Source organism: Defluviimonas sp. D31 (genome assembly GCF_033436765.1).
In the GTDB taxonomy this organism is placed as follows: domain Bacteria; phylum Pseudomonadota; class Alphaproteobacteria; order Rhodobacterales; family Rhodobacteraceae; genus Albidovulum.
The window spans coordinates 19382-33395 of record NZ_JAWQFN010000006.1 but is presented as its reverse complement, the minus strand read 5'-3'; the positions used below and the strand labels follow the sequence as shown (position 1 = coordinate 33395).

At 66.9% G+C, this 14014-nt stretch carries 13 protein-coding genes; 5 read left to right on the top strand and 8 right to left on the bottom strand.

Going from position 1 to position 14014, the window contains the following annotated elements:
• The first annotated feature begins 40 nt into the window (after positions 1 to 40).
• Positions 41 to 1420, top strand: coding sequence for a hypothetical protein (locus R5H32_RS12085; RefSeq protein ID WP_318338937.1), 1380 nt, complete (start codon positions 41 to 43; stop codon positions 1418 to 1420).
• A gap of 19 nt (positions 1421 to 1439) precedes the next feature.
• On the opposite strand, the gene R5H32_RS12080 is transcribed toward R5H32_RS12085, so the two are convergent.
• Complete coding sequence (locus tag R5H32_RS12080; RefSeq protein WP_318338936.1) at positions 1440 to 2648, bottom strand: glycosyltransferase family 4 protein; 1209 nt, start codon at positions 2646 to 2648, stop codon at positions 1440 to 1442.
• Positions 2649 to 2842: 194 nt separating this feature from the next.
• Between R5H32_RS12080 and R5H32_RS12075 the strand changes: the two genes are divergently transcribed.
• Complete coding sequence (locus tag R5H32_RS12075; RefSeq protein ID WP_318338935.1) at positions 2843 to 3409, top strand: acyltransferase; 567 nt, start codon at positions 2843 to 2845, stop codon at positions 3407 to 3409.
• Positions 3410 to 3449: 40 nt separating this feature from the next.
• On the opposite strand, the gene R5H32_RS12070 is transcribed toward R5H32_RS12075, so the two are convergent.
• Together R5H32_RS12070 and arfB are read right to left on the bottom strand one after the other, a co-directional pair.
• Positions 3450 to 4868, bottom strand: a complete 1419-nt coding sequence (locus tag R5H32_RS12070) for an oligosaccharide flippase family protein (RefSeq protein ID WP_318338934.1) — start codon at positions 4866 to 4868, stop codon at positions 3450 to 3452.
• 152 nt (positions 4869 to 5020) lie between these two features.
• On the bottom strand, positions 5021 to 5440 hold the full coding sequence (gene arfB, locus R5H32_RS12065; RefSeq protein ID WP_318339127.1) for an alternative ribosome rescue aminoacyl-tRNA hydrolase ArfB: 420 nt from the start codon (positions 5438 to 5440) through the stop codon (positions 5021 to 5023).
• Positions 5441 to 5787: 347 nt separating this feature from the next.
• Between arfB and R5H32_RS12060 the strand changes: the two genes are divergently transcribed.
• The gene (locus tag R5H32_RS12060; protein ID WP_318338933.1) at positions 5788 to 6582 is read left to right on the top strand and encodes a transporter; all 795 of its coding nucleotides are present in this window, start codon (positions 5788 to 5790) and stop codon (positions 6580 to 6582) included.
• A 417-nt stretch (positions 6583 to 6999) separates the two neighbouring features.
• On the opposite strand, the gene R5H32_RS12055 is transcribed toward R5H32_RS12060, so the two are convergent.
• The 5 genes from R5H32_RS12055 to R5H32_RS12035 all read right to left on the bottom strand — a co-directional run bounded on the left by R5H32_RS12055 (position 7000) and on the right by R5H32_RS12035 (position 11420).
• Entirely contained in the window at positions 7000 to 7623 is a 624-nt protein-coding gene (locus R5H32_RS12055) for a queuosine precursor transporter (protein ID WP_318338932.1), read from the bottom strand.
• A gap of 34 nt (positions 7624 to 7657) precedes the next feature.
• A complete protein-coding gene (locus R5H32_RS12050) occupies positions 7658 to 8494 on the bottom strand; it encodes an esterase-like activity of phytase family protein (protein ID WP_318338931.1) in 837 nt (278 codons plus the stop codon).
• Positions 8495 to 8520: 26 nt separating this feature from the next.
• Positions 8521 to 9411 (bottom strand): penicillin-insensitive murein endopeptidase, encoded by an 891-nt coding sequence (gene mepA, locus R5H32_RS12045; RefSeq protein ID WP_318338930.1) that lies wholly within the window; start codon positions 9409 to 9411, stop codon positions 8521 to 8523.
• A 16-nt stretch (positions 9412 to 9427) separates the two neighbouring features.
• Complete coding sequence (locus tag R5H32_RS12040; RefSeq protein ID WP_318338929.1) at positions 9428 to 10792, bottom strand: MFS transporter; 1365 nt, start codon at positions 10790 to 10792, stop codon at positions 9428 to 9430.
• Between the two features lie 64 nt (positions 10793 to 10856).
• The gene (locus R5H32_RS12035) at positions 10857 to 11420 is read right to left on the bottom strand and encodes an acyl-CoA thioesterase (RefSeq protein WP_318338928.1); all 564 of its coding nucleotides are present in this window, start codon (positions 11418 to 11420) and stop codon (positions 10857 to 10859) included.
• A gap of 138 nt (positions 11421 to 11558) precedes the next feature.
• On the opposite strand from R5H32_RS12035, the gene R5H32_RS12030 reads away from it, so the two are divergent.
• Positions 11559 to 11852, top strand: coding sequence for a YggT family protein (locus R5H32_RS12030; protein WP_318338927.1), 294 nt, complete (start codon positions 11559 to 11561; stop codon positions 11850 to 11852).
• A gap of 71 nt (positions 11853 to 11923) precedes the next feature.
• Positions 11924 to 13966: a DNA helicase RecQ gene (recQ, locus tag R5H32_RS12025; protein WP_318338926.1), complete on the top strand. Its 2043-nt coding sequence runs from the start codon at positions 11924 to 11926 to the stop codon at positions 13964 to 13966.
• Positions 13967 to 14014 lie beyond the last annotated feature (48 nt).

Below are 14014 nucleotides of genomic sequence, written 5' to 3'. Positions count from 1 at the left end.
GCAGCAGGGGGGCGCGGTTGCGATTCCGGGATCGCCGGCGGTGATCGGCGTTACCCCGGCGCCCGTTGCAGCGACGGCTCCGACGGCGACCCCGCAGACGGCGGCCGCAGGCACGGCTTCGACTGGCGGTCTTCAGGTCGACGTCAATGTCGAATCCAAGGTGACGTACGATGACAACTTCGGGCTGGATCCCGTCAGCCCCGGCGACAGCGCGGTCTTCGACAACACGCTCCGGTTCGGCGTGTCGAACATCACGGAGATCGACGATTTCAGGCTCGACGCGTCGGGTGTGTTCCGCTTCGCCGATTTTGCCGGAAACTCGGCAAGCGGCTTTGAAGACCCCGACGTCAGGTTTCGTTACCGGCGCGACACCGGCAACAGTGTGCTGACGGCCTACGGACGCTTTCGTGATGTCGACAGGGATTTTCTAGACCCGTTCCTGGTCGAGCAGGTTGATCCAATCTCCAACGCGCTTCTCGGTGGGGGCGGAAGGATCAAGACGAAGACCTACGGCGCCGCCTTGCAGACCGGCATCAACGATCCGATCGGCTTCAACCTCTCGGTCGATCATGACGAGCAGACCTATACTAACGTCACCGATCCCAACCTCGTCGACAACCGAACCGACCAGGCCGCGGCTGGCGTGTCGATGCGGGTGTCGCCGGTGACTCAACTGCGCCTCGGCGCCTCGATAGACGACTACTCCGCCGACGATACCGTCCAGACCGATCGCCGGACGCTCGATTACACGCTTGGCGTCACGCAGGAAATCAATCCGGTCCTGCTGCTCGACGCCCAGATCGGCTGGACCGACGTTGAGACCGACACGATCTTCGGCACGGCCACGCGCGATGGGATCACCGGTTCTCTGAAGTTGACCAAGGTGATGACCAACGGCACCGCCTTCGTTTCCGCCGATTCCAGCATCAACGAGAATGGCAGGACCCAGACGCTCCGCTTCGGACGCGACCTGCAGCTGCCTACCGGTACGTTCTCGGCCTCGCTGGGCGCCGCGGACTCGCCGTCGGGTGAGGTCTTCGTGATCGGCTCGCTGGCCTATGGCCAGCAGTTGCGCAACAGCACCGTTACCGTGGCGGTCGATCGCGGGCTATCGACCGATACGCTGAGCAACGACGTCATTGATACGAGGGTCCGGCTCGGCTATGGCTACATCATCGACAGCGTGTCGCGCATCAACATGTCGCTGGCCTGGGGTCAGTCTGAGCCCGCCGGAACGAACACGGCGCCGACGGTCACGCGGACCACTTTCAACGCCAGCTATTCGCGCGCGATCACGCAAGACTGGGACCTGACGGGCGGCGTGGTGCTGCGCGACCTGCAGGATTCCGGGGCGTCGGGCGACGCGCGCTCCAACGCGGTGTTCCTTTCGCTCGACCGGGATTTCAGTTTCCGTCCCTGAGCCGGAAACCGCCCCACGGTCAGCGCCCGATCCGCGCGAAGATCCGGTCATAGGCGGCGAGCAGCCGGGGCGCCGAATGCGCCCAGCTCAGCCGCTCCATGACCCGCGCGCGGCCGATCCGGCCCATCCGCGCCCGCGCCTCGGGGTCGTCGATCAGCGCCGCGATCTTCGACGCGAAGTCCTCCGGCTCGTTGGCGCGCGCATAGAGCGACGCCTCCCCGGCCGAGGCACGCCCCTCCTTCAGGTCGAACTGCACCACCGGCTTTTCCAGCGTCATGTATTCCATGACCTTGTTCATGGTGGAGATGTCGTTCATCGCGTTCTTCGGGTCGGGCGAGACGCCGATATCGCAGCTGTTGAGCGCGCGGAGAAGATCCTCGCCATAGAGCGGTCCGGTGAAGGTGAAATGCGCCCCGAGCCCGCGCCGCGCCACGTCGGCCTCGACATTGGGCAGCTCCGGTCCGAAGCCGACGATGAGGAAATGCACGTCCGCGTACCCGATCTTTCGGATCAGGTGATCGGCGGCGGCAACGAGAAGATCCATCCCCTCCTGCTGGCCGATCACGCCGACATAGCCCATCACCGTGCCCGCCCCCTTGCGCATCGCCGGATCGGCGGGGCGGATCTCGAACTTCTCGATCTTCGGGGCGGAGCGGACGACGAACACGTCCTCGGCCGCCATGCCGCCCCGCCGGATCGCGATCTCGCGGAAGCTCTCGTTCGTGGCGATGGACACGGTGGCGCAGGCGAAGGTCATGCGCTCCCAGATTCGCATGACCCGGTAGAGAAGGCCGCGCTTGCCGAACTTCGCCTCGAACAGCTCGGGGCAGACGTCGTGATGGTCGAAGAGGTAGCGCACCCCGCGCGGACGGTACCAGAGTGCCAGAAGGAAGATGAGGTCGGGCGGATTGCAGCCCTGGATCACGTCGAAGCCGCGCTCGCGCCGGACCTCGCGGGCCAGCCGAAACCAGTGATAGAGCGAATGCAGGTATTCCTTCGCATAGGCCGCGGCACCGGAATGCGCCTCGGGCGGCTCGGGGTATCGGTAGATATGGATGCCCTCGATCACCTCGCGGTGAAGATCCCAGCCGCGCCCGGTCGGGCAGATCACGCTGACCTCGTAGCCCGCCGCGGCGAGCGTCGTCGCCTCGAGCCAGACCCGGCGGTCGAGCGGCACCGGCAGGTTCTCGACGACGATAAGGGCGCGCCGCGCCGCACTCGCACTCATCTCTCTCTCCCGCGTCCCGTCATTCCATCGGATCGTGCTCCGCGACGATCCTTTCCGGATTGCGGCCATGCTAACAAGCGACCGCGGCGTCGGCCAGAGGCGCGCGCGGAAAGGCGGGTTTGCGCAAGAACCGGTTTACCCGCGACGCAATTTCCGCTCTCCTGCGCTAGACACTTCGGCCAAGAGACGACCGCATGACGAGTGACAGTATCCACAAAGTCCGCACGAGCAGGCTGCAGAGGTTCGCCCGGCTCATCCGCGCGGCGCTCGACCCGCGGGCCTATGCGCATGCCATCAAGGTGCTGAACTATTACAACTACACTCATGTCACCGAACTGAGACAGGTCACCCGTGGACAGGGAGTCAGCATCAGCCCGACCGTGAGCTTTTCCAACGGCAAGAACATCGTGATCGGCGACCGCGTGCATGTCGGCGCGAACACCAGCCTCTGGGCCGGTCCCGGCGCGGCCCGGATCGAGATCGGTGCCGACGCACTGATCGCACCCTCGGTGATGGTGACGGCGGCCAGCTATCGCTACAACGACGGCAGCCCAGTCACGGATCAGGCGATGAACGAGGCGACCGTGCGCATCGGCTGCGACGTCTGGCTCGGTTACGGCGCGGTGGTGCTGGCCGGGGTGACAATTGGCGACGGTGCGATCGTCGGCGCGGGCGCGGTCGTTCGTACCGACATCCCCGCGAACGCGATCGTCGCCGGCAATCCCGCCGCGATCGTCGGCCAGCGTCGCGTCCAATCGTGAAGCGGCCGCCAGACGGGTCGCGACACTCGGGCCCTCCCGCTCAGGCGGCGCGCTTGCGGATCTGCCGGAGGAGGTAGCCCCTCAGCGCCTTCATGGACGCAAGCGCGGCCAAGCCGCAGATCGCCACCGCCAGCAGCGGCCAGCGCAGCAGGTGACCGGCAAGGTCGGGCCGCGGCGGCTCGACCCAGTTGGCGGCGAGCGCCGCGGCGTAGGTCAACGCGGCGAGGAGCGAGGGCCGCACGACCGGGCCGAGCCTGAGCCCGGTCCTGCGCGCCGCGAGGTGGAGCGACACGAGATAGCCCAGGACCTCGGCGCCGGCGGCGATCCAGATCAGGAGCATCACGTCGCCGGTGCGGTGCAAGACGAGCCACGAGACCGGCAGCGACAGCACCCGGAGGAGGTTCGCCGCCACCGCGTTGCCGGTACGCCCGCGCGACAGCGCGACGGTCGTGCTGCCGGTCTTGGCCATCCGGAGCGCCTGCAGCACCGCGACGGGCACGAGAAGCGGCAGGAGCGCCGCGTATTTCTCTCCGAGCAGCAGATGGACCACCGGCCCACCCAGGAAGACGATGCCGAGAATGAGGGCGATCCCCGACGCCAGCCCCGCCTCCACCGCCGCCACACCGAGCCACTGGAACGCGGCCGGCCGTTCGCGCGCCGAACTCAGATTCGGCAGGAAGGCCGACTGGTTGGCACCGGCCATCACCAGCGTCGGCGTCAGCGTCAGCGTGACCGCCATCGAAAAGACCCCGAGCGCCGCCATGCCGAGCTCGCGCCCGACGATCACCCGCTCGCCGTAGAAGACGCCGAACAGAAGCGCGCCGTTGAGCAGAAGCGGCCAGCCGAACACCGTCGCGCGCCGGATCAGCGCGAGATCGAAGCCGAGCTGGTAGCGCCGCTCGGCCACGAGATGTGACAGGAGCGCCATCACGACCGCCTGAGCCAGCAGTGAGACCAGCATGATCCGGTAGTCGCCATAGAGAAGCGCCAGCGGCCAGATCGCGAGCAGCGCGACCAGGGGCGGAATCGACTGCGACATTATGAACGGCCGGAAGTTCAGGTGCCGCTTGAGGCGGTGGATGTCGAAATGCTGGAACCCGTTTATCAGCGGGACGACGGCGACGACCTGGTAGGCCCAGGCGACATGCTCGATGCCGAGAAAGCGCGCGGTGGGATGGGCGATCGCGAAAAGCACGAGGCTCGCGAGGGCGCCGCGCGCGAACTGGAAGCCCTGCATCACGGCCTGGAACCGGGGCTCGTCGCCGTCCTTGTCGACGACGATCATCTGGCTCAGCCCGAACTGCGAGAGCATCTCCACGACAGACATAACGATCGCGAACGTGGCGGCGATGCCGTAATCCTCGGGGCTCACGAGCCGCGCGACGATCAGGTTGCGTGCGAGCAGAAGCACCGACCCGAGCGCGTTACCGGATACAAGCATGGCAGCCTTCTTCAGCATGTTATCCGGTCAGCCCCGATCGCTTCAGTCACTTTGCCCGCATATAAGCACGCTTCTTCCGGCGCTGTCTTCGGCGCCGACCGCTGCGGCGCCACATGTTGCGCAATTGTGGCCGATCCGCGCGGCCGGGCGGCTTTGCCAGCGGATCGGGGTCAATCCTCCTCGACCTTCCCGCGCAGTGTCTTGACCTGGCCCCGGGCGGTCTTGGCCTGAAGCCGCCGCCGCTGGCTGCCAAGCGTCGGCCTGGTCGCGATCCGCCGCTTCGGCGCGACGAGCGCGGCGCGGATCAGTTCGGTCAGCCGCTCGCGCGCGAGCTCGCGGTTGCGGGCCTGGCTGCGGGTCTCCTCGGCGCGGATCACGATCGCGCCGTCATTGGTCCAGCGCCGCCCGGCAAGCCGCTTCAGCCGCTTTTTCACCGGTTCCGGCAAATGCGGGCTGCGCTCCGCCTCGAAGCGCAACTCGACCGCGGTCTCGACCTTGTTGACGTTCTGCCCGCCCGGCCCGGAGGAGCGGCTGAAGCTCTCGGTCAGTTCCCAGTCGGCGATGGTGATCTCGTCGGTGATGCGCAGCATGATCCGGTCATAGGCTGGCGCAAGGCGCGTGTCCAACATCTCGGGATCTGGTCCGAACCGTTGCGGGATCCGCGCCGCGCTCAGGCACGGGGCGCAACAGCGATCATTTACGGAAGCGCGTGCAAGCACAGCCGCGGTTCCGGTGGCGGCTGCGGAAGCGCAATTCCCAGGCAACGGCGCCCTCGCAAGGCAAGCCGGCACGGGAAAGCCCCCCGTGACGTGGTGACCGTGTCAGTCAGGCGCGCCCGCGGTGCCATGGCGGTATTTCCTTGCCTTGATTGGGACCGACCGGTCAAACTGGACGCAGACTTCCCCGTTTCCGCATTATTGGCAGGAGAGCAAAAATCATGCTGCATAGAACCATTGCCGGTTTCCTGATTTTCGCGACCATGCCCGCCGGTCTGGTCAATGCGCAGGAAGCGTCAGATCTGGCCAAGCAACTCAGCAACCCCGTCGCATCGCTGATCAGCGTTCCGTTCCAGTACAACTACGACGAAGGCTTTGGCCCGAACGGCAACGGCACCCGGTCGACGCTGAACATCCAGCCCGTCGTTCCGATCACGCTGAATGACGACTGGAACCTGATCTCGCGGACGATCCTGCCCGTCATTGATCAGTCCGACGTCATCCCCGGCTCCTCGCAATCCGGAGTCGGGGACGTCGTGCAGAGCTTCTTCTTCTCTCCGCAACGCCCGACTGCCGGCGGGCTGATCTGGGGCGCCGGTCCGGTGTTCCTGCTGCCGACCGCGACGAACAATCTTGGCGCGGATCAGTTCGCGGCGGGGGTCACTGGCGTCGCCCTGAAGCAAGCCGGCCCCTGGACCTACGGCGCGCTCGCCAATCATCTTTGGGACGTTGGCGATGGGTCCGGCGCGACGAGCATCAACAACACGTTCCTGCAACCATTCCTGTCCTACACCACGCCGACGGCTTGGACGTTCGCGGTGAACACTGAAACGACATACAACTGGGACACAGACTATGCCTCGGTGCCGATCAACCTCACCATCTCGAAGCTGACGGCATTCGGAAACCAGCCCGTCAGCATCGGTGGAGGCGTCAAGTATTGGGCAGACGGGCCGCAGAATGGTCCCGACGGGTGGGCCGCCAGGCTAACCGTGACGCTCCTGTTTCCCAGGTAAGAGCGCGATCCCACGAAGGTTGACTTAAGCCGACACCGGCGTTCGCTGCGGTCTTGCCTCGGCACCACGCGCAAGGCCGAACGTGGAATCTCGGCGGCAGGCCATCGCGAGAATGCCCGCACTGCATGAGCCCTGCCGCACCGGCGGTAGTTAAGGTTCTTGTCGCGCTGTCCCGACACGGAAAGGGCCGTTCCGATTAGGAACGGCCCTCCGAGATCTACGGAGATGGGCCAGTTAGGGTGTCGAAGATCGACCGGCCCAGTCAGGGTTCTTAACCCATGGGGTTGCCCTCAGGCCACGGCCCCCCTGACTGTCCCGACACCTCTCTCCAATATCACTCTCGACACTGGATCACCTCCTTTCGCTGCGTTGCCGTTACCAATAGCGTGCCACAGATTTTGTGTTTGTCAAAAACTTTCACACAACTTTTTCCGTCAATCTTGCAATAATCAGCCGAAACGGCACGAGGGCGACAAGCGCGAGCGCGAGTTTCACCAGCCAGTCCGCGACCGCCAGCGACACCCAGAGCGGCACGTCCGGCCCGATCCCGAGCAGCGGCAGGGTCTCGCCCGCCCAGCTCACGTCGTTGCCCGGCTCGAGAAATCCCAGCGCCCCGGAGAAGGCCACCGAGAAGAAGATCGCCGTGTCGAGCGAGGATCCCACCAGTGTGGAGACCAGGGGCGCCCGCCACCAGCGGCCCTGGCGCAGTCGGTCGAATATGCCGACATCGGCCATCTGCGCCGTGAGGAACGCCAGCCCCGACCCCAGCGCGATCCGCCAGGTCACGAGCGGGCCGAAAGCGCCCTCGATCTGCGTTCCGACGAGCGAGCAGACGAGGCCGACGACGAAGCCCGCCGCCACCACCCGGCGCGCGGCGGCGGGACCTTGCAGGCGGTTCGTGAGGTCGGTGACGAGGAAGGCGAAGGGATAGGTGAATGCCCCCCACGTCAGCCACTGGCCAAAGAGAAACTGAACGAGGATGTTCGAGGCGACGACGATCGTCGCCATGGCGAGGATGCCGGGGATCAGACTGCGGGTCATGCGTGCTCCGTCTCCTTGCCGGGCGATAAGGGGGTTATTCGTCGATCCGGTAGTCGGCGATCTCTGTCCGCTGCACCCACAGGAAATTGTCGTCGGCGATCATTGTCAGCCGTATCGCGCCGTCGACGTCGCGCCAGACCGCGATGCCTTCGAGATTGTCGTGCACCCCGGCGCTGGTCTCGAGCACGGTCTCCTCGGCCGCGATGCGGTCGTCGTCGATCGTGAAACGGCGGACCCGGCTCTTGAACCCGACCACCGGCCAGAAGTCCCGTTCGAGAAGGTAAAGCCGCCCGTCCGGTCCGAAATCGGCGCCGACCGGCAGCCAGCCCGGATCGCGGCGGATCGTGAACGGCTGGTCCCATGTCTCGTTGCGATAGCGGAACACCGGGAACGGACGGCCCTTCGCGCCCGACCGTTCGGGCAGGGTGTAGAGCGTGCCCGCGGCGTTTATGGCCAGAGCTTCGAGGCCGGAATTGTATTCGATGTCCTTGAAGATCGCGGGGTGGAGTTCGCGCTCCGGTGGCTGGAGTCGGTCGGGATAGTATGCGATCCGGTCAAAGAGCTCGAACGACACATAGATGCCGCCACCGGGTGCGAAGGCCAGACCCTCGGCGTCGGCCTTGGCGGTACGCAACGGCTTTCCGTTCGGAGCCAGGAGCTTCTCGACCGGTCCGGCCGAAACCTCCGTCACACGTCCCTCCGGGTCGCGCTGGAACTGCCCCTCGACCGTCGCACCGCTGTCCGAAAGCGCGACGAACGAAATGCCATCCGCAGCGACGTCCAGCCCGGAAAAGCCGCCGAAGCCCTCGTCCGGCATCTCCCAGTCGTAGGATCCGACAAGCTGCGCCCGCGGCTCTGCGGCCGCGGCCATGGCTTGCGCCGAGACCAGAGCCAGTGTCAGTCCGAGGCGAGTACGGCGGCGCATTGACGCGGCAAATCGGCCATAGTGTAGTCGCGCGCACCCTTCTTGCGAGGTCCCTTCGGCCCCTTCGGCGGGTTCTTCAGCTCGTCGAGATAGGTGGTGACCCACCAGGTCAGGGTCTCGTCGCAGCCGTCGCCGCCCTTCGACAGCTCTGCCACGGTCGGCGTCTGGGTCTGGCAGCCGGGCGAGCCCTTGGGGCATTTCAGGCGCACATGGAAATGGCTGTCGTGGCCGTAGATCGGGCGGATCTTCTGCAGCCACTTGCGGTCGGAGGGCCGCGCGCTCTTGCACATCTCGATCTTCACCGCGGCGGCGACGAAAATCCGGTCGACCCGCGAATCCGAGGCTGCGGCGGCAAGAAGCCGGTGGTGGGTCGCGGTCCAGTTGCCGTTCACGCGCTTCTGGTCGGCGGTACGAACGGAGACCGAGCTGATCTTCTCGCGCGCGCCCCGGCTGAGGTCGAGCCGCGCGGGCGGCAGCATCCAGATATCGGCGTCGAGCCCGATCTGGTGGCTAGAATGGCCCGATGTCATCGGCCCGCCCCTCGGCTGGCTCATGTCGCCGACGTAGAGCCCGGCCCAGCCGAGCTTGCGCGCATGGGCCGAAAGGTCGACGAGATACTGCACCAGCGCCGGGTGCCCCCAGTTGCGGTTGCGCGACAGCCGCATCGCCTGCCAGGTCGGGCCGCTTTCGGGCAGCTGGACCAGCCCCGCGCCACAGCCCTTGGCATAGGTGCCGATCGCCGCCGGCTGATGCGCCGACGCGCTGCGCTTGGCGCCGAAAAGCTGGTTCGCCCGGGGCTCGGCCGCTGCCGGCGCCGCAAGTGTTCCAAGGATTGCCAGAATGCCGAAGGCTCGTCCGATCATGCCTGCCTCTCGCGCTTTATCGTTCACCCCGGGGATTGACCCAGCTCAGGAGCAGAATGCCAAGAAGGAAGAGCGCGATCAACGGTATCGCGATTCCGATCCGCTGCGACCCGCTCAGTGTGGTGAATATCGCGACCGAGAACGGCCCCAGGAAGGCGGTGGCCTTGCCCGAAAGAGCGTAGAGCCCGAAGGCCTCGGTCGCGCGCTCGGCCGAGGTGTGGAAGACCATCATGGTGCGGCTCGACGCCTGCAGCGTGCCGCCCGCCGCGCCGATCACGATTCCGCAGATGTAGAAAACGGTGTCCGGCATCGAAGAGCCCTCGGCGAAGGGGATCCCGTAGAATGCCTCGCGCGACATGCCGGCGATGACGAGGCAGACCGCGATCAGAACGACCATCGACAGCGTGATCACCGGCTTTGGCCCCCTCGCGCTGTCCATCTTGCCACCGAGCCAGCTGAAGAGCGCGGCCGAAATCGCCGCGACGACGCCGAAGAGGCCGATCTTGCCGATCGACCAGCCGAGTACGCCCGAGGCGTAGACGCCGCCGAAGGTGTAAAGCGCGTTGAGCGCGTCGCGGTAGAACATCGACGACAGGAGATAGGCGGCGAGGCTGCGCCGCACCTTGAGCGATTTCAGGAGCTGCCAGAGCTCCGCCATCGCGCGGCCGACATTGATGCCCCTTGATGCGGTCCGGGGCTCACGCACCCAAAGGAAGAACGGCACCATGAAGACCGCGTACCAGAGCGCGGTGAAGGGACCGACGATGCGCGCATCCTCGCGCGCCGTGTAGTCGAGCAGGCCGAAGCCCGGCGCAAGGCCCACGCGGGTCTGCCCCGATGGCTCGGCGACGAAGAACACCAGCATGATCGCGAGCGAGATGATCCCGCCCAGATAGCCGAAGGCGAAGCCCGAGCCCGAGACCCGGCCCATGTTCTCGTCGGCGGTGAGGCCGGGCATCAGCGAATTGGTGAAGATCGTGGCGAATTCCATGCCGATGAGGCCGAGGCCGAAGAAGATCATCGCGCGCAGGAGATCGGGCTCGCCCGGTACCAGGTTCCAGAGCATCCAGGCCCCGACGACATAGAAGGCCGAGAAGATCCAGATCCAGAGCATGCGCCGGCCCGACTGGTCGGCCACCGCGCCAAGGATCGGCGCGAGGCAGGCGATCAGCACGCCCGAGGCGGTCTGACCCCAACCCCAATAGGCCTGCGCCGCCGCGCCCGCGGCCTCGGCATCCATGCCCTGGCCGGCAAAATGCGCACGCGCCACCTCGGCGAAATAGGGACCGAAGATAAAGGTCAGGAGCAACGTCGCATAGGGCTGGCTCGCCCAGTCGAAAAACCACCAGCCCCAGATCCGCTTCCGCGCCGAAACCGTCATGCCTGCCCCCGCTCGCTTTGCCGGGATCAAGCCCGAAAAGCCGTCCGAGCGCAAGCGATGCCGATCAGGCGGCGCGGCGGTGCGGAGGTTCCAGCAGCGCGCGCTCCGGCGGCCAGGGCCGCGTCGCGTCGGCGGCGATCCAGGCCCGGACCCAGGCGGGCAGTTCGGGGCTTTCCTCGTCGCGCCCGAGTGCGGCCAGCACCTCGGCAGTCGGCACGATGCCCTTGCGCGAGGTGACCGCCGAGCGCAGCAGCATGTGGCTGGTGCAGTCGCCGCCGCGCCACATGCTCTGCTCCATGTAGAGGAAGCGCGCGTCCCAGCCGATGCAGCGGCTCACCATCTCGACCCGGTCGAACATCCGGACCCGGCGCCGGTAGCGCAGCGAGTTTCCCGCCACCGTGATCGACCAGCCATTGCGCCTGAGAACGCCCACGAGACCCGTGCGGACCGCGAGCGGGATCCGCCCGAGATCGAAGAGCGTGAGCGTCCGGCCGTTGTTCAGTTCGGCCCAGAGGTCGAGATCCCAGGGCCAGCAGACATGGTGCGAGACATGCGGCTCAGTCAGGCCGAGCCGCGGCTGGCGGCGGCTGGTCCAGATCTCCTTGGCCATTCTGACGAAGGGGTACATCGGGGCTCTCCCGGCTGGTTTACGCACCGCAACTTGGGCAGAGTTGCCCAGACGTCAACCCGCGACGTGGCGTTACGAGGTTGCAGAAATCCCGCGCGCGGCTTACCTCTGGGCCGACCCAACCGGCCGGAGCCCTCCATGGTATCGCTGTTTCAGGCGCTGATGCTGATCCTACAAGTGATCTGGTTCATCATGATTGCCCATATCATCATGTCGTGGCTGATCAACTTCCAGGTCCTGAACATCCGCCAGCCGATGGTCTCGCAGATCTGGTACGCGCTGAACCGCCTGCTGGAGCCGGTCTATGCGCCGATCCGCCGGATCCTGCCGCAGACGCCGGGGCTCGACCTCGCGCCGCTGGTGGCCTTCATCCTCCTGATCATCGTCCAGCAGACTCTCGCCAACAACGCGGGCTTCTTCTACGGCTTCTGAGCCGGGAGTCTTGCCCCGGCCCGCCTCGTATGACAGGGTCGGGCCATCGAGCCAACAAGAACCGCGAGCCAATGACCCGCGCCGAGGGACTGCTTTCCTCCGTCTTCGGATTTGACGCCTTTCGTCCCGGCCAGTCCGAGATCGTGACCGCCGTGGCGGACGGCCGGAACACGCTCGCGATCATGCCGACGGGCGGCGGCAAGTCGCTCTGCTACCAGCTTCCGGCGCTCCTGCGCGAGGGCGTGACGGTGGTGATCTCGCCCCTCATCGCGCTGATGCGCGATCAGGTCCGGGCGCTGCGCGAGGCGGGCGTCGCGGCGGGCGCGCTCACCTCTGGCAATACCGAGGAAGAGACCGAGGCGGTCTTCGCCGCCCTCGACGAAGGACGGCTCAAGCTTCTCTACATGGCACCGGAACGGCTCGCCTCGGGTGGCACGCTGACGCTTCTTCGCCGCATCGGCACCAGCTTGATCGCGGTCGACGAGGCGCATTGCGTCAGCCAGTGGGGCCACGACTTCCGCCCAGACTACCTCAGGATCGGCGAACTGCGCCGCACGCTCAACGTGCCCCTCGCCGCCTTCACCGCCACCGCCGACGAGGAGACGCGGGCCGAGATCGTGACCCGCCTCTTCGACGGGACCGAGCCCGAAACCTTCCTGCGCGGCTTCGACCGCCCCAACATCCACCTCGCCTTCGAGGTCAAGGACCAGCCGCGCCGCCAGATCCTCGCCTTCGCCGCCGCACGGCGCGGGCAGTCGGGCATCGTCTACACCGCGACGCGGGCCAAGACCGAGGCGCTGGCGCAGGCCCTGCGCGAAGAAGACCACTCCGCCTGCCACTATCACGGCGGCATGGAGGCCGACGACCGCCGCGAGGTCGAGGCGCGGTTCCAGCGCGAGGACGGGCTGATCGTCGTCGCCACGGTGGCCTTCGGCATGGGCATCGACAAGCCCGACATCCGCTGGGTCGCCCATGCCGACCTGCCCAAATCGATCGAGGCCTATTACCAGGAGATCGGCCGCGCCGGCCGTGATGGCGCCCCGGCCGAGACGCTGACGCTCTACGGTCCCGACGACATCCGCCTGCGCCGCGCCCAGATCGACGAGGGGCTGGCACCCGCCGACCGCAAGGCCGCCGACCATGCGCGGCTGAACGCGCTTCTCGGCCTCGCCGAGGCGACCTCCTGCCGGCGCCAGCGGCTTCTGGGGTATTTCGGCGAAGAGGCCGGGCCCTGCGGCGCCTGCGACCTCTGCGACACGCCGCCCGATGTGTTCGATGGCACAGATGCGGTGCGAAAGGCGCTCTCGGCGATCCTGAGAACCGGCGAGAGCTTCGGCGCGGGGCACCTGATCGACATCCTGACCGGCAATCCGACCGACAAGGTGCGCCAGCGTCAGCACGACGCGCTGCCCACCTTCGGCGTCGGCCGCGACCTGCCGAAGCCGCAGTGGCAGGCGGTGTTCCGGCAGATGATGGGCCACGACCTGATCCGCCCCGATCCCGAGCGCCACGGCGCCTTCCGCATGACCGACGACGCCCGCCCGATCCTGCGCGGCGAGGCGCAGATCACGCTGCGCCGCGACACGATCCGCAAGGCCGTGGGCAAGCCGGTGGTCAAGACGCTCGTGTCGGAGGAGGACGCGCCGCTCCTCTCGGCCCTCAAGGCCAAGCGCCGGGCGCTCGCCGAGGCGGCGCGTGTGCCCGCCTATGTGATCTTCCCCGACCGCACGCTTATCGAGATGGCAGAGACCCGGCCCGGGACGCTCGACCAGATGGCGCGGGTGAGCGGGGTCGGCGCGAAGAAGCTCGAAAGCTACGGCGCCGCGTTCCTTGCGGTCATCACGGGCGCTATCGAGGCGATGCATCCGGCGCGGATGAAGCTCGCCGGGCGCGCCGAGGGCGACGTCTTCGACCGGTTGATGGCCGCGCAGGCGGACCTCGCCCGCGGCGAGGACGGCACCGGAAAGTACCTGACCTGCACCCATTCGACGCTCCGGAAGATCGCCGAGACCCGGCCGCGCTGCCTTGACGACCTCGAGCGGATCGGCGGCATGGGCGCGCTCAAGGCCGAACGGTTCGGACCCGCCTTCCTCGAGATCCTCGAGGCCGGCTGACCTACCTCGCACCTTGCCTCTTGCGCCCCTCGCGCGCCCATGTCTCCA

Excerpts from the sequence above, each read along its gene's own strand:
- R5H32_RS12080 (WP_318338936.1), bottom strand. The coding sequence starts at position 2,648 with ATGAGTGCGAGTGCGGCGCGGCGCGCCCTTATCGTCGTCGAGAACCTG.
- R5H32_RS12075 (WP_318338935.1), top strand. The coding sequence starts at position 2,843 with ATGACGAGTGACAGTATCCACAAAGTCCGCACGAGCAGGCTGCAGAGG.
- R5H32_RS12070 (WP_318338934.1), bottom strand. The coding sequence starts at position 4,868 with ATGCTGAAGAAGGCTGCCATGCTTGTATCCGGTAACGCGCTCGGGTCG.
- arfB (WP_318339127.1), bottom strand. The coding sequence starts at position 5,440 with ATGCTGCGCATCACCGACGAGATCACCATCGCCGACTGGGAACTGACC.
- R5H32_RS12060 (WP_318338933.1), top strand. The coding sequence starts at position 5,788 with ATGCTGCATAGAACCATTGCCGGTTTCCTGATTTTCGCGACCATGCCC.
- R5H32_RS12055 (WP_318338932.1), bottom strand. The coding sequence starts at position 7,623 with ATGACCCGCAGTCTGATCCCCGGCATCCTCGCCATGGCGACGATCGTC.
- R5H32_RS12050 (WP_318338931.1), bottom strand. The coding sequence starts at position 8,494 with ATGGCCGCGGCCGCAGAGCCGCGGGCGCAGCTTGTCGGATCCTACGAC.
- mepA (WP_318338930.1), bottom strand. The coding sequence starts at position 9,411 with ATGATCGGACGAGCCTTCGGCATTCTGGCAATCCTTGGAACACTTGCG.
- R5H32_RS12040 (WP_318338929.1), bottom strand. The coding sequence starts at position 10,792 with ATGACGGTTTCGGCGCGGAAGCGGATCTGGGGCTGGTGGTTTTTCGAC.
- R5H32_RS12035 (WP_318338928.1), bottom strand. The coding sequence starts at position 11,420 with ATGTACCCCTTCGTCAGAATGGCCAAGGAGATCTGGACCAGCCGCCGC.
- R5H32_RS12030 (WP_318338927.1), top strand. The coding sequence starts at position 11,559 with ATGGTATCGCTGTTTCAGGCGCTGATGCTGATCCTACAAGTGATCTGG.
- recQ (WP_318338926.1), top strand. The coding sequence starts at position 11,924 with ATGACCCGCGCCGAGGGACTGCTTTCCTCCGTCTTCGGATTTGACGCC.